The organism is Streptococcus sp. 3167, assembly GCF_013277175.1.
Classification (GTDB): Bacteria; Bacillota; Bacilli; order Lactobacillales; family Streptococcaceae; genus Streptococcus; species Streptococcus pseudopneumoniae.
In genome coordinates this window covers 1-20,813 of the sequence record NZ_VMML01000043.1, presented here as the reverse complement: position 1 = coordinate 20,813, position 20,813 = coordinate 1, and the positions used below count along the sequence as shown (strand labels likewise).

Sequence of the window (20,813 nt, the reverse complement as noted above, 5' to 3'; positions counted from 1 at the left end):
CTTGAAGCCATAATAAAAAGCTCACTAAAAAAGTGAGCAACATTTCCAATGAGATACTTCTGTTGACGAGCGCGTCTCTCCGCCCCCTCATTGCCTTGCGAAGAGGCTTGGCGAATCGAAAGGAGGTGTTTTTTCCTGTTTTCAATTCTACTTATTTTTGCACATTTTTTTAATTTTATCAAACAAAAAAACGCAAGCCGAAGCCTGCGAAAAGTTTTTTATAACCATTGAATTTCTTTCACATCTGTTTTACGAACTTTAGCATATTTCTTAGCGCTTGTAAAATGTAGAGTAACCGGTTTAAACATTCCACTTTTATCTCTTCGTAAACCTAAAATTGCGGATCTTTTGTTTCTATCTTCAAAAAATATGACGTCCAACTTCATAGCGTTTTTAGATAAATCTTTGGCTAGGATACAACAACTTGTTATCTTAGAATAGAAGATATCACCGATAAAACTATACAAAGATATCCTTTCGATTACATCATTGTACATAGGATGATTTCTAAAATCTTCCAAAATAAAAACACCAGCTTGAATAGCAGGTATTGTTTGACTAGCATAATCTCGTGTGATTTTGTACAAGCCAAATAAGTGATGTAAATCAGTCAAGCAAAAATCTACTTCGAAAGTCTCTAAATGCTTATAATTCGTTGATACTTGACATGTTTTTCCATCGAATTTCTCTTGATAATCTAAAATACAATCAAGTAATTTCAACGACAAACTCCATATTTTCTCAAAATAAAAAAAGCACGGGGCAGTTCTCACTACTGCCCAAAGTGGATGATTAGAGTCGGCTTCTCTAACTCCCTATGTTGTGCTTATTAGGCTTATCGCAAGGGAACAGTTTTTAGCTCTGCCAAGCCACATAGCGTGCTTACTACTATGTGTCCATGTCTCCATGGATTGCCGAGCGGTTTAACGACGTTTTGGGAGTCGGGATAACGAGAAAAGTGATACTTTTACGTTTTTTCCAACTTAATTATGACATCTTTCTTTCAAAAAGTCAATATTTATCGCTTTCTTTAACGAAAAAAATCCCACAAGAACGAATCCTGTGGGGAGATACACATTTTAGAAAAGCTTTCCTTTATTCTACTATTTTTCTTGTATTTTATCATTCAGTATGATAAAATACAAGTTTTTTGATAAAATAACCAAAAACTACTCGCTATCCCTTCTCACATTACCCTACATATCGTTTGACATGCGACTAATCGTTCAAGGAAACTTCAAGGACAACTTTTCTCTCATCCCCTATGTAGGTCATTTCTACTCTTATAGGCTCAATTTGACACTTTTCTTCTTCGAATTGCTCATATTCCTCCTGAATAGTAAGTTCGATTTATCCAAATTTATTTTTGTCTATTTTGATGAACACTTCCACGAAGATAGTCTGAAAATGAATTTGCACCAATTTTTCTTCTCTTTTTAAGCATATTATTCCAGATATGATTGCCCTCTTGTTCAGTAATAAATTACGCTTTAAACGCTTCAATCAGTATATCTCCTGTCGTCATATGTTCTAAAGAAAATTCTTCTACATATGGTTGAACATCTCTTAGGTTATTACTTCCTAATATCCCGTTATGCTTTTTCGCTAAGGAAATAGAAGCCGCTTCTCCCTTACCAATAACCTTGTTACTATCATGATTTCTTGTTAAATTTCTATATAATGCGTATTCTTCAGTTCCAATGTCTATGCTCACAATCTCAGCTGAACCCTTAGCTACTAACTGGTCTATCCTAGATTTTAAATGGGGGATTGTAGGTATATTGATTTCATCATACACCTCTTGTGGAATAACAATTTTACCCGAATAGAGCTTTTCTAAAAGATGTTCAGTGCCAACCCATAAAAATGCTGAAATACAATCTGTATCAATAAATACACGACTAGTCAAACGACAACTCCCCCTCTTCATCTAGCCCATATACAATATCATATCTGAAAGCATCTAGTAGCAGTTCCTCATACTTCCCTTGCGAAATTCTGTTATTTTCTAAAAGTTGTCCAGTCGATTTAATATAGTGTCCTAATACCATTTCCTTTTTACTTTCTGACAAAGGACGATATAAACTTGTATCATAGCCTAATCTTGAAGCTGTCTCTATAACACTAATATCCATATTTTTAATTTCTTCTGCATCAAGGTATCCATCATTCCGCAATCTATATAACATAGCTTTATGACTGATACCATAAAACTGACCCAATTTTATAATATCTTCTACTTCAAGATGAGTTCTATTAGCATTTTCTCTGATTTCCTCAACCATCCTATACAGTGAAGATGGGGAAACTAAAAAATATGAAGCAAACTGATCCGCTTTTCTTTCAGTTTCATCTCCTTCACCAATCAAGATAAGACTGACTGAACTCTTCTTCACCTCATCATAATAAAGATGATACAGTTCATGTGCTAAAGAAAATCCTTGTCTTCCTAATGACATGTCTGAATTGATTACAATGAGACTTGACTGAGTTCCTTTATAACAGACTCCGCTAATATTCTTTCCGAGTCCATAAAATACCAGCGTCAAATTCTCTATCTTTTGTACCAATTTAAAAATATCTATCGGCGCTTCACCGTCAGCTCCCAACTTTTTTCTAAGATTTGAAGCTTTATTACTTAAATCCATTTTATCAATCATTTATTTTGTCTCCAATAGCTGATCTATCTCAAATTGATTCAATACAATTTTATTGATTTTCGCTAAAACTTTAAGATCTTGGTCTACTATTTTATTTTTTCTAAACGATATTACACACTGTTGTTCAGCTTGTTCGCCAAACAAAAGATATTCAACCGTACAGCAAAACAGGGCAGATAGTTTCTCAATAACATCCGACGTGATATTCCTTTCACCTTTTTCCATTTTGGCAATCATGCTTTGATTCAAAGACAAATATTCAGCAATCTTATCTTGAGTAAGATTTGAAGATATTCTAAGTTCTTTTATTCTTTTTCCAACATCACATACATTTATCATATTCATACACCTCTCATAAAAAGAATAGCACACTCTTGTCATAAAGTAAATTTTTTAAATAAAAAAATTATGACAAAACAAGGAAGCAATTTATTGATACTGCTTAAAAATCCAAAATTGATGATAGTAAACCTATTTGATGAGTTCCTATCAAAAATCGTATCTTCAACCTCAAAACAGTACTTAAAGCTATCCGACTCGATTTACATTGTCAAATTTAGATTTTATTTTAGCATAACTTTCTAGTTTGCTTTTTGATTTTTATTTAATATAGTAGCAAAAATTGAAGGAAATATCTCCACAAGAAAACGCATACTATTAAGCTTTTTCAAGACCTAATAATATGCGCTGTTCTGATTTGAAAGACATTCCATTATTATTTTACTGTTATCAAGCCTTCAGGCTCGACTGTAAATTCTGGTTTTTCTGCTATCGTGCCATCTTCTTTAAGGTAATACCAGCCATCATTTGATTTGACAAAGGCGTTTGATACCATGTCCCCTTCTTTACCGTCAAGATAATACCAAGTCTCCTTGTACTTGACCCAGCCTGTCTTCATAGCGCCCTCTACGTCGAAATAATACCACTTCTCAGCGATTTTCTTCCAGCCTGTCGCCATTTCACCTGACTGGTCAAACCAGTACCAGTTGCCGTCTGTGTGCTTCTTCCAGCGGTCTGCAAGCATATATCCTGAACCGTCAAAGTAATACCAGGTACCATTAACTTTCTCAAACTTATCTTTTGGATAAGAACCATCTGAGTGTACATACCAGGTGCCAGTATCGTTCTGTCGCCATCCTGCTTCAATCGTCAAGCCGTTTTCAATATCCTGCTTGAATTGCTCACGACTAATGCCCCAGCTTGCAAGATAAGGATAAGGGTCAACATGATCTGAGTTGTTGTCAGGTTGGTTATTGGTGCAATATTCGTGTGTCTTGATACCTGCTAAATCAGCAGTATCAAGCGTTTTAGGTATCCCAGCCTCGTCTGCTAGATTACGCAAGAGTTCGATATAGAGACGATAGTCAATCAGAAACTCTTCTTTCGATTCATGGCTTTCAATCAGTTCAACTTGTGCATAACCTTCTGCATTCCAACCGCCCCCAACGTCCCAGGCACCATTATCAACAGGTCCTACCTGCATAACACGACCATTACCGACTACGTGAGAAAAGAAGCCCAATTCAGGATCTTTTCTGTAATGGTAGTCAGCCTCATTTTGAACCGTTGAATTACGGTTGCCTGTGGAATGGGCATGGACTTGCCTATATGGTTGCACGCCGACTTGAGGCAAATCTGTTCTTAATTTACTCACATCAATTTCCATATTTTACTCCTTATCAATTAAAACAACTTATTTTTTACAATCCAGAGCTAGAAACTCCTTTATTTCTACCTCATAAAGAATACAATCCTAGTCACGATTGGGCTTGTAGATAGAACTTCAAAACGCACTATTTTGACACTGTAAATAGGACTGATAAGGTCTGCATCCTATCTACAATAACACCCCAGACTAAAAAGCTTTTCAAAAGTATATTTTTACAGTCTCTATATGTCCTTTTCATAAATACTATACTTTATTATATCATATAAAAGAAGTCAAAAGTCTGTTAAACTATTTTCAAGACCAAACTAAAGATAACAGCACAAGTTTTTTCGATTTTCACTAGAGGAAATGGATTTTATTAGCAAATACAGCTAGGAGAGCACTTTGGTTGCCAAGATGGCCTTACCTTCTTTTATCAAGGGGTGACGGAACAGTGAGAAGTACAGTTGGATGGTCATGGTAACCCAGATGAGGGGTTCAATAACTCCCTTATAGCCCGCCCAAGGGATAATCAAGACCACAAAAGCGATTTTCCCGATTAGTTCGATAAAACTAGAAACCAGAGGAAGGATTTTTTGCCCCAAACCCTGCAAACAATTGCGATAAATCAACAAGAGGCTCAAAATGGGATAAAAGGCTGAACTAATTTGCAGATAGAGACTTCCATTTTCTATCAAGTAACCATCTGTCGAACTAGCCAAGAAGGAAACCAAGGCTGGACTGGCAAAAAAGAGGAAAACACAAACAAAAACTGCCCAGGATATACTTAAACGACTGCCGATTCGAAGGCCTTGAACAATACGGTCTGGGCGCTTAGCACCTAAATTCTGAGAAGCAAAGGTCGTCATCGAAGCAGAAATAGCAGTCATCGGAAGAAGGGCGAAGGCCATAATGCGTCGAGCCGCCGTTTGTGCACTTATAATCACTGCGCCAAAGGTATTGACAGAAGACTGTAAAATCACACTGCCGATGGACACAATTGAACTCATCAAGCCCATAGCCAAACCTTGCTCCAAGAGATCTGCGTACAAGGACTTATCCCATTTGAAATGCTTGCGCTGAGGCAAAAGTTCTGGCACACTCTTACAGATATAATAAAAGCAAAGAACCGCTGATAAACCTTGCGAAATAATGGTAGCAAGTCCCGCGGATTGAACTCCCAGATGCAGTTGCGTAATAAAATAGAGATCCAGAACCACATTAACCAGAGCAGAAAAAATCAAAAATCCAAGGGCAGCTAGACTGTCCCCAATGGACTGCAACAAACCTGCAAAAAGATTATAGGCAAAGCTGACACCGACACAAGTCACAATCATAGAAATATATTGATAGGACTGGGGAAGGATTTCAGCAGGGGTATCTAGGTACTGTAAAAGAGGATACAAACCAAGAAAGCCCAGCAGCATCACTACAACACTCAAAAGAGCCCCTAAAATCCAGGTGGATGCTACTGCTTCCTTGATTTTAGTGAAATTCCGAGCTCCATAATAACGGGCAATGACAATCCCCATGCCATTTCCAACACCAAGAGTAAAACCTACAATCAGGTCAAAAATCGCTGTCGTCGCCCCTACCGCTGCCAAGGAGTCTTGTCCAAGAAAACGTCCAACAATCAAGACATCAGCAGTGTTATAGAGTTGCTGAAAGATATTAGACAGCAAGATTGGGAAGGCAAAACTCAAGAGAGAAGGAAGAATCGGACCATGTATCAGGTCCACTGTTCGTTTTTTATTCATAAGGCTATTACATCAGCTTTCTAGTGGAGCCACAAGAAACAGCAAACTATAGTCAATCTGAAATCTTGAATCAAAAATCGAAAAAGTAGCGGATTTCTCCACTACTTTAACAGCTTATTCTTCAATTTCGATTTCAAGTTCATCGCCTAGGTCAAGTGTCACTTCTTCATTCACAGAATCTGCTTGAACTGCTTCATCTTTTTTGTTTTCAGTATCTTGTTCTGAAGCTTCTTCTCCATCAATCAAGCCAAATTTAGAACGGACTTGCTTATCAATTTCATCAAAGATTTCTGGGTGCTCTGCCAAATATTTCTTAGAATTCTCAGAACCCTGACCGATTTTTTCATCCTTGTAAGAATACCAAGCTCCTGCTTTTTTGATAATATCCAAGTCGCTTGCAATCTTCAAGAGTTCACCAGTCTTAGAAATTCCTTCTCCGTACATAATTTCAACTACGGTTTCCTTAAACGGTGGAGCTACCTTATTTTTTACAACCTTAATCTTAGTTTCTTTACCGACATTGGTTTCTTTTTGGTCACCAGTTCCCTTAATTTGTGTGTTACCACGAACATCTAAGCGGACTGAAGCATAGAATTTCAAAGCACGTCCGCCAGGTGTTGTTTCTGGATTTCCAAACATGACCCCAACTTTTTCACGCAATTGGTTGATAAAGATAGCAATTGTTTTGGTTTTATTGATAGAAGCACCAAGTTTACGCATGGCCTGACTCATCATACGGGCCTGCAAACCAACGTGGCTATCACCGATATCTCCATCAATCTCCGCACGAGGTACAAGAGCCGCAACTGAGTCGACCACGACAAGATCTACAGCACCTGAGTCAATCAATTTTCCTGCAATTTCAAGACCTTGCTCTCCTGAGTCTGGTTGTGACAAGAGCAATTCGTCAATGTTAACACCAAGGGCCGCAGCATAAGCTGGGTCAAGGGCATGCTCCGCATCGATAAAGGCTGCAATCCCACCTTCTTTTTGCGCTTGTGCAACTGCATGAAGGGCAACCGTCGTCTTACCAGATGACTCTGGTCCATAGATTTCGATGATACGTCCCTTAGGATAACCACCTGAACCAAGGGCAATGTCAAGAGCTAAAGAACCTGAGCTCATCACTTGCACCTTTTGCTCCGCACGTTCACCCAAACGCATGATTGATCCTTTACCAAAGTCTTTCTCAATCAATTTAAGAGCATCATTCAAGGCCTTTTCACGTTCTGCCCCAAATTTTTTTGAAATTTCTTCTAATTTTTTTGGTTTTTTCGCCATTCTATTCTCCTACATTCTAATGATCCTCAGACCTATCTACTATTATATCAAAAGTTAGTCACTTAATAAAGCCTTGCGAACTAGGTTAAAGGCATGCATAACAGCAATGTGACGTACATCTGCTCGACTTCTGCCTCCAATATTGACCTTGATAACCTCAGTTCCTTGCTCTCGAGCCAAGCCTATGAAGACTGTCCCAGCTGGATGCCCTTCTAGGCTATCTGGCCCTGCCACTCCAGTCAAACTAATTCCAAAATCAGATTGAGTCTTGTTTCGTGCCTGCTCAGCCATCTTCTGTGCTGTAAATTCAGATACCACACTCTGTTCTTCCAAATCCTTGACAGGAATATCCAACATTTTTGATTTTTCCTCCAAGCTATAGGTCACAAAACCACCCTTAAATATACTTGAAGCTCCTGAAAAATCCGCTACCCTAGCTTGGAAAAGACCTGCCGTCAAACTCTCTGCAGCCGTGATGGTTTTCCCTTGTTTTTTCAGTTCTTCTACCACAATGCTGGCTAAACTGGACTCTTCCCCATAACCATAACAAAGGTCTCGTAAAGAAAGTCCTTCAAAGGTCTGGCGATCCAAGATTTGATGTTCCAAAATATCCAGCACTTGATTCGCCTCTTCTTGACTGCTAGCCTTTGTTGACAGACGCAAGGTTACCTCTCCTGTCTTGGCATAAGGTGCCAAGGTCGGATCGGTCTGATTATCAATTAAATCAGCCAAAATCGTCACCAACTGGCTCTCGCCAATCCCAAAGAAACGAAGAACCCGGGAATACAGCTTACTCCCCGTCATCAACTTGGGTAGAAGTTGGTTTAAGACCATAGGCTTCAATTCACTTGGCGGACCAGGAAGGACAACGTAGGTCACTCCATCTACTTCTAGTATTCCTCCCACAGCCAGCCCCGTTTCGTTTGGCAGTGGAGTCGCTCCTTCTACAATTTGGGCTTGTCTTTCGTTATTCGGTGTTCGGGCATAATCTGGTCGCTGGGCGAAAAAGACATCTAACTTCTCCTGAGCCTGAGGATCGAAGACTAATTCTTTCCCTAAAAATTTAGCCAGAGTTTGTTTGGTCAAATCGTCCTCAGTCGGCCCTAAACCACCTGTCAAAATCACCAGACTGCTACGTTGACTGGCAATCTCAAGCAAAGACAAGAGACGGGCTTCGTTGTCTCCTACAGCCGTCTGAAAATATACATCTACCCCAATCTCTGCTAGTTTTTCTGATAAAAACTGAGCATTAGTGTTGACAATCTGTCCTGTCAAAATCTCTGTTCCAACAGCAATGATTTCTGCTTTCATGTTTCCTCCTACCTATCTATTCGTATTTTTTTGAAAAAATCGCAGGAAATTTCCCACGATTGATTTTTTATTTGTATCAAAAGTTAATTATCTTCATCACCAACAGGTGCTCTGCCAAATAAATCTTCAAATAAGACCGCATTGGTTTCAAGCTGAGTGACTTCTTCTTGTCCCAAAGAACGTCGGAGTAGATTTTGCATTTCCAACATATGGGCTCTCGAAACAATCTGGTAAGAAACACCTTGAAGCATCTCTCCTTCACCCTGCAACTGCTGAGTTTCAATGGTTTTAAATGAATCTTTATAGCCTAGCAAGTTAGGGATACTTTTTGCAGACAAATCAATATTGGTCTGCATATTGTCACTCAAAGCTTTTAGAATCTCTTGATAATGACCAACACTATTTAAACTGAGAGCTTTTTCCATGACTTTTTGAATAACTTCACGTTGACGTTTTTGACGACCATAATCCCCCTCAGGATCTTGGTAACGCATTCGTGCATAGACTAGGGCTTCTTCTCCCCCAATATGTTGCTCCCCAACACCGATAGAAATGGTATTAAATTCTTCTTGGTCACTGATAGAAATTGGGAAACCTAGGGTATTATTGACTGTAATACCACCTACTGCATCCACTAGTTTTTGTAACCCTTTCATATTGACCATCACATAGCGATCAATATGGATATTCATCATTTTTTGAATGGTTTCTATAGCAAGCTCTGCTCCACCATCTGCATATGCTGAATTCAGTTTCGCTTCATGAGCCTGACCATTCCCTGATTCAATGCGGGTCAGAATATCCCGCTCTAAACTCATCATTGTTGTTTTTTTCGTTTTAGGATTCACTGTCATCAAGATCATGCTATCACTTCTACCGACCCAAGTTTCAGTTCGTTCAGCATTTCCGGTGTCCACTCCCATTAACAGAATGGTTAGAGGTTCAGTCGCTTCAATAACCTTGGTTTCTTCGCCGATTTTTTTATAGGTTTTAGCTAAGGTTTCTGTCCCTTGTTGATAAATAGTATAAGCAAAAATACCTGCTCCTACTACAGTTACAGAAAGTAAAGCTAGCACCATTCCAATAATTTTTTTAACCATATTTCTACTAATCTATCAGTTTACCCATCAAGTAAACATCGATAAATTTCCCTTCTTCTATATATGCTCCACGCTCTTGGCGACCTTCAATTACAAAGCCATGCTTTTGATACAGATGAACTGCTGCTTGATTACGAGTTTGGACAGTCAGCTGGAGACGACGCAGAATGCCACTTGCTTGTGCCCACTCTATCGCTTCTTCTAGCAACAAACTTCCCAATCCATTATTCCAATATCTTTTTCCAATCACAATGAAGAGATCTCCAATATGATGGACTCTCTTGCGCTGGTCAGCTGTAATATTTACAATACCAGCAATTTTATCATTTAAGAATGCAAGTAAGGTTATCTGATTGTCCGAACTAGCTTGCTTGTTGAGGAATACTTCAATCTCCTCACTGGTCAAGAGAATACCATCTCCGTCTAAGCTGGTAAAATCTGTCTCCAAACTTACACGATTTAAAAAGGCCACTAATTCAGCTGCATCTTTAGGCTCTGCTTCCCTAATGAGCAATTCATACTCCATGTTGAAGCTCCTCTAAGAGTTTTTCTGCACGCAAACCCTTTGCCTGAAAATTTAAACGACGTCCATCTGCTTCTTTTAGAATTTCCAATTCTAAATAAGTATCTGGCAAGGCATCTCCTAAGAGATTTCCCCACTCGATGACAGTCACTCCGCCACCAAAGAGAAACTCATCCAAGTCGATAGAATCCGCATCTCCTTCAATACGATAAACATCTAAATGGAAAAGCGGAAGACGCCCCTCATACTCTCTTACGATAGTATAGGTTGGACTTTTAATCATTTGAGAAATCTGTAAACCTTTAGCAAGTCCTTTAGTAAAGGTCGTTTTACCTGCACCCAGTTCTCCAGTTAAGATTAAAACATCATTCTTTGCTAATAGATGACCCAAACGCTCCCCTAAGGATTGTAGCTCTTCTTCATTTTTTGTGTACATACTCTTATTATACCAAAAACTTTTCTTTTGTGTCTATTTTCCTGCTAAACTTATACTCAATGAAAATCAAAGAGCAAACTAGGAAGCTAGCCGCAGGCTGTACTTGAGTACGGCAAGGCGACGCTGACGTAGTTTGAAGAGATTTTCGAAGAGTATTACCATCATAACATCCATAAAAACAAGCTTTCTCTAAAAGAAAATGAGCGTAGCAATGACCAATACAAGATCTCGGAAAATATGACCATAAAAGGAAACTTCCTTCTTGACCGAATTTGGGACAAGATAGGCTGCAAAAAACAAACCCAGTCCAATATACATCAGAAGAGAGACAATGGTCATTGGATTTCTTAAAAAGAGAAGTGTTGCTAAAATAGTCACCAACACTGTCTTTTTTCTGTCTAGCATAGCAAGAAAATCGCGCATGTATTTTTTCAAGGGTAAAAAAATCAGCAAATCTAGCCCAAATAGAAAGAAAAAGGATGGCAATAAAAAGTCAACTAATTCTTGCTGCAGCGTATTTTTAATGAACAAGTTATCTGACAAGACAAGGACAGCTCCTAATAAATTAATTAAGAGTAACATACTGTAAAAAAGCTTCACTGACTTCTTACTGGCTAGGACACTATGGACTTCTTGCTTACGGGTATAAAGATAATTTACTCCAGCACAGATTCCTGAAACGAAGACCATACTTCCGATGAAAAAAGCTGTACTTTGTTTAAAGGACAAGATGCATTCCTTCCATAGAAAACAGCTACTCAAACTGATTTGAATTAAAGCTAACAAAAATAAGATTCTCATTGTTTTCATCTTTTCTCTCCCTTCCTACCAATCATTATACTAGGAGAAAAGAGAGAACTGTTTTCAATCTTCTCAAATGTCTCTTTTAGACGCTAAACAAACATGAGAGACTACTACTCAATGAAAATCAAAGAGCAAACTAGGAAGCTAGCCGCAGGTTGCTCAAAACACTGTTTTGAGGTTGCAGATAGAGCTGACGTGGTTTGAAAAGATTTTCGAAGAGTATAAAGTCGCAACAACTGTGTCAATTGCACCAATTTAGTAAGAAAGTATAAAAAGAACACCCCGAAAGGTGCTCTTTGTAAGTATAGTAATTCTCTCGAATTAACGTTTACTAAATTGTGATGCTTTACGAGCTTTCTTAAGACCTGGTTTCTTACGTTCAACTTTACGTGAGTCACGTGTAAGAAGTCCTGCGCGTTTCAATGAATCGCGGAAGTCTGGGTCTACTTGAAGAAGGGCACGAGCAATACCGTGACGGATAGCTCCTGATTGACCAGCGTATCCACCACCTACAACGTTAACGAAAACGTCGTATGAACCTGCAGTTGAAGTAACTGCAAATGGTTGGTTGATGACAAGACGAAGGTCAGCGTGTGGGATGTACTCTTCAACATCTTTTTTGTTAACAGTGATTTTACCAGTTCCTGGAACAAGGCGAACGCGTGCAACAGCGTTTTTACGACGTCCAGTACCTGCATATTGTGCTTGTGACATACTTTATTGTTCCTTTCCTTAGATAAGTCCTGAAATGTCAAGAACTTCTGGTTGTTGTGCAGCGTGAGTGTGCTCAGCTCCAACAAATACTTTCAACTTCATACCTTGAGCGCGTCCAAGAGTATTGTGTGGAAGCATACCCTTAACTGATTTCTCAATCAAACGTACTGCATTTTTAGAACGAAGTTCACCTGCAGAGATTTGTTTCAATCCACCTGGGTGGTTTGAGTGAGTGTAGTAGATTTTATCAGTTGCTTTTTTACCAGTCAATTTAACTTTTTCAGCATTGATAACAATCACAAAGTCACCTGTATCAGTGTGTGGTGTAAATGTTGGTTTGTTTTTTCCGCGAAGTACGCTAGCAACTACTGCAGAAAGACGTCCAAGTGGTACATCAGTTGCGTCAACTACGTACCATTTACGTTCAACTTGGCCTGGTTTAGCCATAAATGTTGTTTTGTTCATGATTTCTCCTATATATAGTTCGATTTTTGTTTACGGTGATGGGTGTTCCTTCCCATCGAAAAGTATTTGGAAGGTTCCGGGGCCTTTCAAATGGGGTAAACAATACCGCCTACTATAATACCAAATTTCACCCCTAAAAGTCAATAGATATGAAAAATATTTTTCTAAACCGTAACTTCTCAAAGTAACTGAAAATTATATAATCAAGTTAATTTGGGAATTTACCTATTAACTTCGGTAGATTTTTGGGAATTTTTTTCCTTATTTTTCCCTGTAGCTAAAATCCTTTTCAAAAAATCACCTTTTCTTGATTTTTAATCCTATTTGCTGTATGATAAGGGAAAAGAAAGGGGGCAGAAATATGGCTTTTACCAATACCCACATGCGGTCTGCTAGTTTTGGAATTGTTACCAGCTTGCCTGATGATGTTATTGACTCTTTTTGGTATATTATCGACCATTTCTTAAAAAATGTCTTTGAATTGGAAGAAGAACTTGAGTTTCAATTGCTGAATAACCAAGGAAAAATTACCTTCCACTTCTCAAGCCAACACCTCCCTACAGCCATTGATTTTGACTTTAACCATCCTTTCGACCCTCTTTATCCACCGAGAGTACTGGTTTTAGATCTGGATGGTAGAGAGACTATCCTCCTCCCAGAAGAAAATGACCTATTTTAAAAACTCTAGCCTTCAGTTGCAAGTAACTGAAAACTAGAGTTTTTTCTATTTTTTCAAAGCATCATACAAGCTGCGAATGGGTTGCTTTAATGTCGGATGGATAAAATGAGGCGCAATTTCTTGTAGAGACTCAAGAACAAAGAGACGTTCTGCTATGTAAGGATGAGGCAATATGAGGTCGTCTGTATAAAGGATCTGGTCTTCCACAAAGAGCAAGTCCAAATCAATCAAACGAGGCCCCCAATGCACTTCTCTCACCCGTCCCATCTCTGACTCAATAGCCAACAAGGTTTCTAACAAGACTGGTGCTGGTAGCCAGGTTTCCACCTCAACCACTTGATTAGCAAAGCTATCCTGCTCCACTCCACCCCAAGGCTCCGTCGCTAAGACACTGGACTCTTTGTGAATATGGATGCCACGAGCTCGCAGTTTGTCAATGGCTTGCTCCAAATTTGCTTGCTTATCCCCCATATTGCTTCCTAGTGCGATAAAGGCCAGTTGCTTACGGCGATGGATGGTTACAGAGCAAGTATCTAGTGGCAAATGAACCGGCGCCCAAGGCTTTTTGAGTTCCAACTTGATTTCTTGGACAAGAGGATAGGTCTCAAAAGTACGTTCTACCAGTTTATAGGCTACCGTTTCAATCAAATCCTCACTCGTTTCCTGAAACCAAGTCGTCCACTGCTGGCACAATTCTCCGTAATGGACAGAGGCTGCTAAATCCAAATCTGTCGCTGCCTTGGTCATATCATAGGATAGGATAGCTGAAACGACAAACTTCTGCCCCAATTCCTTCTCACTGGGAAAAAGACCATGATAGGCAAAAATTTCCAAATCCTTAATCTGCAGTTGATCCATAATGATTCCTTTCTAGAAAAATCCGCCCAAAGCGAATTCTTTTTATACTCAATGAAAATCAAAGTACAAACTAGGAAGCTAGCCGCAGGCTGCTCAAAACACTGTTTTGAGGTTGCAGATGGAAGCTGACGTGGTTTGAATTTGATTTTCGAAGAGTATTATAGTCCCATTAAACGATAAGCCTGATCACGGAGATCCTTATCTGTTTCAAATAGACCACGAGCTACTGTCGTCAAGGTTGCAGTGCCTGGTTTTCTGACACCACGCATACTCATACACATATGTTCTGCTTCAATGACAACAAAGGCTCCCTTAGCACCTAGATACTCCATCAAGGCGTCGGCTACTTCGATATTCAACCGTTCTTGAATTTGTGGTTTTTTCGAATAAACTTCAACCGTACGGGCTAGCTTAGACAAGCCTGCCACACGACCATCTGGAATGTAGGCAATATGCGCTCTACCATAAAATGGCAAGAAGTGGTGTTCACACATGGTATGGAAAAAAATATCCTTTTCTACTACCATGTTATCGTCAATAATCTCAAAGGATTTTGACAAATGTTCCTCCGCTGTTTGACCAAGACCTGAAAAAATCTCTTGGTACATACGAGCGACACGAGCAGGTGTTTCCTGCAAGCCCTCACGGTTAGCGTCCTCTCCGACAGCCTCGATAATCATTTTTACAGCTGCTTCAATTTTTTGTGTATTCATTCTCGTTTTTCCTCTCCATCAGATAGGCTCTCACTTGGCTCAAGAAATACAAGGAACCTGTGACAATCCTAACTGTTTGTTTCTCTTCTTTTTTATCTGTCAATTTCTGCTCTAGAAAATCCTGCCAATCTTGGTAGCTGAGATTTCTAGACTTAGCTGCCTCTTCCAGCACGCTTTCATCAGTCGCCCGACTATCGTCAAAATGTGTCAGGGTAAGCTCGGTATCTGGGATTTCCTCCAACAAATCCAACATATCTTCCAAGGCCTTGGTTTTGATACAAGTAAAGAGGATTTCCTTACGATAATCCGCAAAGCGTTCTTGCAAGGTTGCTACTAAAGCCTTTATGGCATGAGGATTGTGGGCCCCATCCAAAATCAGCAAGGGATCTCTTGACACGATTTCCAAACGCCCTGGCCAACTTGTTTCTTCCAGAGCTTGAGCAAGCAAGTGATTGCTTGCTAGTTCTCGACCATCTTCTTTACAAAAAGCATCAAGTAAAGCTATGGCCATCCCAGCATTCTCTATCTGGTGCAAACCAAGCAAACCAGTCTGGAAGCGACCTTGTCTGACAACACTTGTATAGTCAAAGACTTCGCCTGTCACCACACTCTTTTGATGGCTGACCTGATAATCTGTCCCGTAGGCAAATCTCGGCGCATCTTTCCCTTCCGCAATGCGGTCAATCACAGCCAAAGCTTCTGGAGCAATACGCCCTGTCACCAAGGGAATACCTTGTTTGATAATACCAGCCTTCTGCTCTGCTATGGCTTCCAAGGTGTCACCAAGTAGGGCTACATGGTCCAAGCCAATAGTCGTAATTCCTGTCAAAATGGGCTGACAGACATTGGTACTATCTAAAAGTCCACCCATACCGACTTCCATGATAGCCACTTCTACTTGCTCTGCGGCAAAGTAGTCATAGGCCAGGGCTGTGATAATCTCAAACTCGGTTGTACTCTGTAAATTGGCGACCGCTTCTCCCTCCAGCAAAGACTGATAGTCTGCCATGAGGGCTTCTAGCCTAGCCTCTGGAATGGATTCCCCATTGATGCTAATCTGGTCTGTGTAATGAATGAGATAGGGCGAGCTGAACACCCCAACTCTCAGCCCTAGCTTTTCCAGCATATTCTTCAAAAAAGCAATGGTCGAACCCTTGCCGTTAGTCCCTCCGATATGGATGACCTTGAGTTTGAGATGGGGATTGCCACGCAAGGCTAACAGTTCCACCATTCGTTCCAAGCCAAAATGCGGTTGGTCCGTCCGATAGTGGGCAATCCACTGATTGTTTTCAATTTCTTTCATTTTATTTATATTGTTTTAAATCTAGATTTTCCGCTTCATCAGCCAGACGAATGGCGGAGGCAATTTCAACTGCCATCCTGTGACTAGCTACGTCATGCACGCGCACCACTTCTACACCCTGTCTCGCAGCAATACTGGTTACATGGGCTGAAGCTGTGTCCCGATTGCGGAAACCAAGTTCTGTCTCAGGATTGACTTCAAAACCACTTTCTTCAAGGATATTGATGACAAACCGCTTGCGCGACACTCCAAGAAAGATTGGATAGCCCTTCTGATGTAGTTTATCCAGGTCCCGTAAAAGAAGCAGATTTTCTTTCTTAGTCAGACCAAAGCCAATTCCTGGATCCAACAGGATATTTTCTTGAGCAATCCCAGCTTCCTCTGCTCTCGCTAGTGCTCGTTCAAAGAAAGTCTCCATCAAGTCTTCGATTGGCAATTTTTCAAAATCAGCTAACTCTTCCTCCGTAAAAGCTTGTCCAAAACCAAAATGAGGAAATATGAGCGAGCTAGGATGCTGAGGTCGCGCCATGACTGGATTAAACATAATGACTACTTTCGCACCAGCCTTAGCAACCACATGGGCCATTTTCTCATCACCCATAAGACCAGTGATATCATTGACTAGATTGGCACCAGCAGCCAAAGCAGCTTCTGCTACCTGACTCTTCCAAGTATCAATAGAGATGAGGACATCACTTTCCTTGCGAATCGCTTTAATCACTGGAACAACACGCTGGATTTCCTCTTCTATTTCTATCTCAACATAGCTACTTCCCGGCCGAGTCGATTCTCCGCCGATATCTAGCATACTAGCCCCTTCTGCTATCAATTTACGAGCCTGCTGGAGTGCCTGCTCAAGAGCAAAAAATTGACCACCATCCGAAAAGGAATCTGGGGTTACATTGATAATTCCGCAAATAGCTGTCTGTGCATGATTTACTTTAGTTGACATATCGGTCACTCCCTCAAGGCTTTTCACCATATTATTTCTCTATTTTACCATAAAAAGAAAAAGATGGACACGATTGCATTCATCTTTTTCCCAGTAGAAACAAGTAAGCAATTGTCAAAAATCTTATACTCTTCGAAAATCTCTTCAAACCGCGTCAACGTAGCCTTGCCGTACTTAAGTACAGCCTGCGGCTAGTTTCCTAGTTTACTCTTTGATTTTCATTGAGTATTAAACAGAAATTCCTAAAATCCGACTCAAAATCACCGCAAGAGCCAACAAACAGAAAACAACCCCATTCACAATCATGTGAAGTAAGATAGACATTTCCAAACGTTGGGTCTTGTAAGCCGTCCAAGACAGAACGATCGACATACCTCCATAAATCAATAAAGAAGGTAAATTACTTGGTTGATGCAATAAAGCAAACACAATCGTACCGACTACAAATCCCAAGTTCTCCTTGCCTCGGAAAATCTTTTTAGGAACAATTCCACGGCACAAGATTTCCTCACAAATTGGAGCAAGCAAGGCTAGCAAGAAAAAGCTAGAAATCAAAGAACTATTTTGAACCATATCGTTAATCTGAGACTGGTTACTTGTTGTCGTCTCATTTGACAGTTGTAACAAGATAGAACCAAGTATATTTGAACAGATAATGACTAAATAACTCAAGCCCAAACGTGCCAAATCCTTAGCTCTAAAAAAAGAAAAATTAAAACTTGCTAACTGCGTTTTACGAGCTCCAAAAATAAATAGTGCCAACACTACAATCGAAAGACCAGCAACTATCAGTCCTGACTGTAACAGTGGTACTGCATTTAAAGTTAAAATAGCAGTAACTGCTAAAGGAATCTGATATAGAATTGTCGCTAGCAAAAAGACTAAAATCCAGCCTGCACGATTCAACAATTCTTTCCACATACTTTTCTCTTCCATCATTCATCTCCTAGACTTTGTATTAAAAAAAGGGGGAAATCCCCCCTGGGTCATTCTATTATAAGGCCATACTGATGTAGTTAAGGATAAACAAGGCATCCAAAATCCAAATCATGACATGAACATCTTTAGCTTGACCTTTGACAAGCTTAGTCAAAGTGTAAGTCAAGAAACCAACTGCAATCCCTTGAGTGATAGAGTAGCTGAATCCCATAAAGATAGATGTGAAGAAAGCAGGAACCGCTTCAGACATATCGTTCCAATGGATATTTTTCAAGCTAGCCAACATCATAATCCCAACGATAATCAAGATTGGAGCTGTAGCGGCTGTTGGTACGATCGCTAGAAGTGGGCTAAAGAAACTTGAGATCGCAAAACAGATAGCTACAACCAAGGCTGTCAAACCAGTACGTCCACCTGCACCAATACCAGCAGCAGACTCAACATAAGTCGTTACGTTCGAAGTACCTGCGATGGCACCAATTGAAGTACCAATCAAGTCAGAGTAAAGAGCCTTGTCTAACTTAGCTGATTGATGATTTTCACCATTTGTCGCTACGATACCAACTTTTTCACCTGTACCGATCAAGGTACCAATTGTATCAAAAATATCTGTCAATGAGAAGGCAAGAATGGCCATCAGAGTTTCAGGCAAGCGAGCTGTATCTGAAATCAAAGCTCCCAAACCTTCTGAACCAAGAGCTGCACCAAAGATTGTCTTCAAATCTTCAAAAGCTGCACCAACATGGTTATTAGCAAAATCGATGCTTGACAAATCTACCAAACCAACTGCAATAGCAAGAACAGTTGTTGTCAAGATAGAGAGGATAATTCCCCCTTTAATCCCTTTGATGACAAAGAAGATAGTAATGGCAAGTCCTGCAAGAGCCACCAAAACAGCTGGATTATTAAAGCTGACCAATCCTGGAACTGCTGAAGAGTTTGCCGCAATCGTTGCTTGAGCTTTGTCAGCCCCTTCTCCTACAACAGTATAGTTTCCTGGATCAATCGTGAATTTCAAAAGTCCAGCATTCTTAATCCCTACATAGGCAAGGAAGACACCGATACCAGCTGAAATAGCTGAGCGAAGAGCATTGGGAATCGATTCAATGATCATTTTACGAACATTTGTCAAGGTAATAATCAATGAAATAATCCCACAGATGAAGACCATAGCTAGGGCTTCTTGCCAAGAATAACCAAGTCCAAATACAACTGTAAAGGTAAAGAAGGCATTCAGCCCCATACCTGGCGCTTGAGCGTATGGCAAGTTAGCATAAAAAGCCATCATCAAGGTACCCGCTACTGCACCAATAATCGTTGCTAGGAAGACACCCTGAGCAGGCATCCCTGTTTGCGAAAGAATTTGTGGGTTTACAAAGAGAATATAGCTCATTGCAAAGAAAGTTGTTAAACCAGCGAGAACCTCTGTACGAACGTCTGTACCGTTCTCTTTTAGTTTAAATAATTTGTCCATTATCAATCTCCTTTTAATTTTTACGAACAATAATAGAATTATATCATTTATCATTCACTTTTTCAATGTCTTTGTTTGATTTGTTTAAGAAATTAATCCAATTTCATTTTTTGTTTGGAATCTGCTTTTCTGCCTGCTTTCTGTTATAATAGAAGACATCTTATCTGAAAACACACTAGAAAGGTCCATATGACGAAAAAAATTATTGCAGTTGACCTAGATGGAACCCTGCTCAACTCAGACAGTCAAATTTCTGACTTTACCAAAAAAACCATCAAAAAAGTTGCTGAAAAAGGCCATCAGGTTATTATTACGACAGGTCGCCCTTACCGTATGTCAAAAGATTTTTACCGTGAACTGGGCTTAGACACTCCTATGATTAACTTCAACGGATCCCTTACTCATTTACCAGACCAAGTTTGGGATTTTGAAAAGTGTTTGACTGTAGACAAAAAATATCTGCTAGATATGGTTCAACGTTCAGAGGACATTCAAGCCGATTTTATCGCTGGAGAATATCGTAAAAAATTCTACATTACAAATCCCAATGAAGAAATTGCCAATCCCAAACTATTTGGTGTAGAAGCTTTCCAGCCTGAAGATCAATTCCAGCCTGAATTGGTGACCAAGGACCCTAACTGTATCCTCTTGCAGACCAGAGCCAGTGACAAATATGCCTTGGCAAAAGAAATGAACGCCTTCTACCAGCATCAACTTTCTATCAATACCTGGGGAGGTCCGCTCAATATCCTTGAATGTACCCCAAAAGGTGTCAACAAGGCCTTTGCTTTGGACTACTTGCTCAAGATAATGAATCGTGACAAAAAAGATTTGATTGCCTTTGGAGATGAACACAATGATACCGAAATGCTCGCTTTTGCTGGGAAGGGTTATGCCATGAAAAATGCCAATCCAGAGCTACTCCCTTATGCAGATGAGCAAATTTCCCTTACCAACGACCAAGATGGGGTTGCCAAAACCCTACAAGACTTATTCTTATAACCTATACTGATACTCAATGAGAATCAAAGAGCAAACTAGGAAGCTAGCCGTAGGTTGCTCAAAGCACTGCTTTGAGGTTGTAGATGAAGCTGACGTGGTTTGAAGAGATTTGCGAAGAGTATGACCAGCTTGCAAGCTGGTCTTTATGCTCTTTTCACAGTCTCATCAACCAGTTATACTCATCTACTTTCAAA

General features: G+C 39.9%; 23 protein-coding genes. 2 read left to right on the top strand and 21 right to left on the bottom strand.

The window, feature by feature from the left end; genetic code table 11:
- The 15 genes from HT678_RS11335 to rplM all read right to left on the bottom strand — a co-directional run.
- Positions 1-182: hypothetical protein (locus tag HT678_RS11335; RefSeq protein ID WP_205380607.1), on the bottom strand; the 182-nt coding region annotated here is incomplete at its 3' end.
- Positions 183-218: 36 nt separating this feature from the next.
- Positions 219-773 (bottom strand): PBECR4 domain-containing protein, encoded by a 555-nt coding sequence (locus tag HT678_RS07050; protein ID WP_345890409.1) that lies wholly within the window; start codon positions 771-773, stop codon positions 219-221.
- Between the two features lie 710 nt (positions 774-1,483).
- Positions 1,484-1,909 carry a hypothetical protein gene (locus HT678_RS07045; protein WP_000204075.1) on the bottom strand — a complete coding sequence of 142 codons (426 nt, stop codon included), beginning with the start codon at positions 1,907-1,909 and terminating at the stop codon, positions 1,484-1,486.
- On the bottom strand, positions 1,902-2,648 hold the full coding sequence (locus HT678_RS07040; RefSeq protein WP_309598697.1) for an ImmA/IrrE family metallo-endopeptidase: 747 nt from the start codon (positions 2,646-2,648) through the stop codon (positions 1,902-1,904). The genes HT678_RS07045 and HT678_RS07040 overlap by 8 nt, the downstream gene beginning before the upstream one ends.
- Before the next feature lie 12 nt (positions 2,649-2,660).
- Positions 2,661-3,005: a helix-turn-helix transcriptional regulator gene (locus tag HT678_RS11755; protein ID WP_001056000.1), complete on the bottom strand. Its 345-nt coding sequence runs from the start codon at positions 3,003-3,005 to the stop codon at positions 2,661-2,663.
- A gap of 370 nt (positions 3,006-3,375) precedes the next feature.
- Entirely contained in the window at positions 3,376-4,326 is a 951-nt protein-coding gene (locus tag HT678_RS07030) for an N-acetylmuramoyl-L-alanine amidase family protein (RefSeq protein WP_172924761.1), read from the bottom strand.
- A 374-nt stretch (positions 4,327-4,700) separates the two neighbouring features.
- A complete protein-coding gene (locus tag HT678_RS07025) occupies positions 4,701-6,065 on the bottom strand; it encodes an MATE family efflux transporter (protein WP_172924759.1) in 1,365 nt (454 codons plus the stop codon).
- A 114-nt stretch (positions 6,066-6,179) separates the two neighbouring features.
- A complete protein-coding gene (gene recA, locus HT678_RS07020; protein ID WP_001085465.1) occupies positions 6,180-7,346 on the bottom strand; it encodes a recombinase RecA in 1,167 nt (388 codons plus the stop codon).
- A gap of 54 nt (positions 7,347-7,400) precedes the next feature.
- Positions 7,401-8,657, bottom strand: a complete 1,257-nt coding sequence (locus HT678_RS07015) for a competence/damage-inducible protein A (protein WP_000642684.1) — start codon at positions 8,655-8,657, stop codon at positions 7,401-7,403.
- 83 nt (positions 8,658-8,740) lie between these two features.
- Positions 8,741-9,757, bottom strand: a complete 1,017-nt coding sequence (locus tag HT678_RS07010) for an LCP family protein (RefSeq protein ID WP_000239274.1) — start codon at positions 9,755-9,757, stop codon at positions 8,741-8,743.
- 7 nt (positions 9,758-9,764) lie between these two features.
- On the bottom strand, positions 9,765-10,283 hold the full coding sequence (locus HT678_RS07005) for a GNAT family N-acetyltransferase (protein WP_000455532.1): 519 nt from the start codon (positions 10,281-10,283) through the stop codon (positions 9,765-9,767).
- Positions 10,273-10,716, bottom strand: coding sequence for a tRNA (adenosine(37)-N6)-threonylcarbamoyltransferase complex ATPase subunit type 1 TsaE (gene tsaE, locus HT678_RS07000; protein WP_000288246.1), 444 nt, complete (start codon positions 10,714-10,716; stop codon positions 10,273-10,275). The genes HT678_RS07005 and tsaE overlap by 11 nt, the downstream gene beginning before the upstream one ends.
- A 189-nt stretch (positions 10,717-10,905) precedes the next feature.
- Complete coding sequence (locus tag HT678_RS06995) at positions 10,906-11,526, bottom strand: hypothetical protein (protein WP_000855698.1); 621 nt, start codon at positions 11,524-11,526, stop codon at positions 10,906-10,908.
- Between the two features lie 315 nt (positions 11,527-11,841).
- Positions 11,842-12,234 (bottom strand): 30S ribosomal protein S9, encoded by a 393-nt coding sequence (rpsI, locus tag HT678_RS06990; protein WP_000075964.1) that lies wholly within the window; start codon positions 12,232-12,234, stop codon positions 11,842-11,844.
- 18 nt (positions 12,235-12,252) lie between these two features.
- Positions 12,253-12,699, bottom strand: a complete 447-nt coding sequence (gene rplM, locus HT678_RS06985; protein ID WP_001044624.1) for a 50S ribosomal protein L13 — start codon at positions 12,697-12,699, stop codon at positions 12,253-12,255.
- Between the two features lie 361 nt (positions 12,700-13,060).
- On the opposite strand from rplM, the gene HT678_RS06980 reads away from it, so the two are divergent.
- The gene (locus HT678_RS06980; RefSeq protein WP_055387807.1) at positions 13,061-13,378 is read left to right on the top strand and encodes a DUF960 domain-containing protein; all 318 of its coding nucleotides are present in this window, start codon (positions 13,061-13,063) and stop codon (positions 13,376-13,378) included.
- Between the two features lie 45 nt (positions 13,379-13,423).
- Here HT678_RS06980 and folK read toward each other — a convergent pair whose 3' ends face one another.
- The 6 genes from folK to HT678_RS06950 all read right to left on the bottom strand — a co-directional run bounded on the left by folK (position 13,424) and on the right by HT678_RS06950 (position 19,617).
- A complete protein-coding gene (folK, locus tag HT678_RS06975) occupies positions 13,424-14,236 on the bottom strand; it encodes a 2-amino-4-hydroxy-6-hydroxymethyldihydropteridine diphosphokinase (RefSeq protein ID WP_172924757.1) in 813 nt (270 codons plus the stop codon).
- Between the two features lie 158 nt (positions 14,237-14,394).
- Entirely contained in the window at positions 14,395-14,949 is a 555-nt protein-coding gene (gene folE / locus HT678_RS06970; RefSeq protein ID WP_001095967.1) for a GTP cyclohydrolase I FolE, read from the bottom strand.
- Entirely contained in the window at positions 14,930-16,252 is a 1,323-nt protein-coding gene (locus tag HT678_RS06965; RefSeq protein ID WP_172924755.1) for a folylpolyglutamate synthase/dihydrofolate synthase family protein, read from the bottom strand. Before HT678_RS06965 ends, folE begins: the two co-directional genes overlap by 20 nt.
- Position 16,253: 1 nt before the next feature.
- Positions 16,254-17,234 carry a dihydropteroate synthase gene (gene folP / locus HT678_RS06960; RefSeq protein WP_172924753.1) on the bottom strand — a complete coding sequence of 327 codons (981 nt, stop codon included), beginning with the start codon at positions 17,232-17,234 and terminating at the stop codon, positions 16,254-16,256.
- Positions 17,235-17,432: 198 nt separating this feature from the next.
- Positions 17,433-18,140 (bottom strand): CPBP family intramembrane glutamic endopeptidase, encoded by a 708-nt coding sequence (locus tag HT678_RS06955; protein WP_054370233.1) that lies wholly within the window; start codon positions 18,138-18,140, stop codon positions 17,433-17,435.
- Between the two features lie 58 nt (positions 18,141-18,198).
- A complete protein-coding gene (locus HT678_RS06950) occupies positions 18,199-19,617 on the bottom strand; it encodes an NCS2 family permease (RefSeq protein ID WP_172924751.1) in 1,419 nt (472 codons plus the stop codon).
- Between the two features lie 189 nt (positions 19,618-19,806).
- Here HT678_RS06950 and HT678_RS06945 point away from each other — a divergent pair, with 189 nt between their 5' ends.
- A complete protein-coding gene (locus HT678_RS06945) occupies positions 19,807-20,619 on the top strand; it encodes a Cof-type HAD-IIB family hydrolase (protein WP_000162353.1) in 813 nt (270 codons plus the stop codon).
- Positions 20,620-20,813 lie beyond the last annotated feature (194 nt).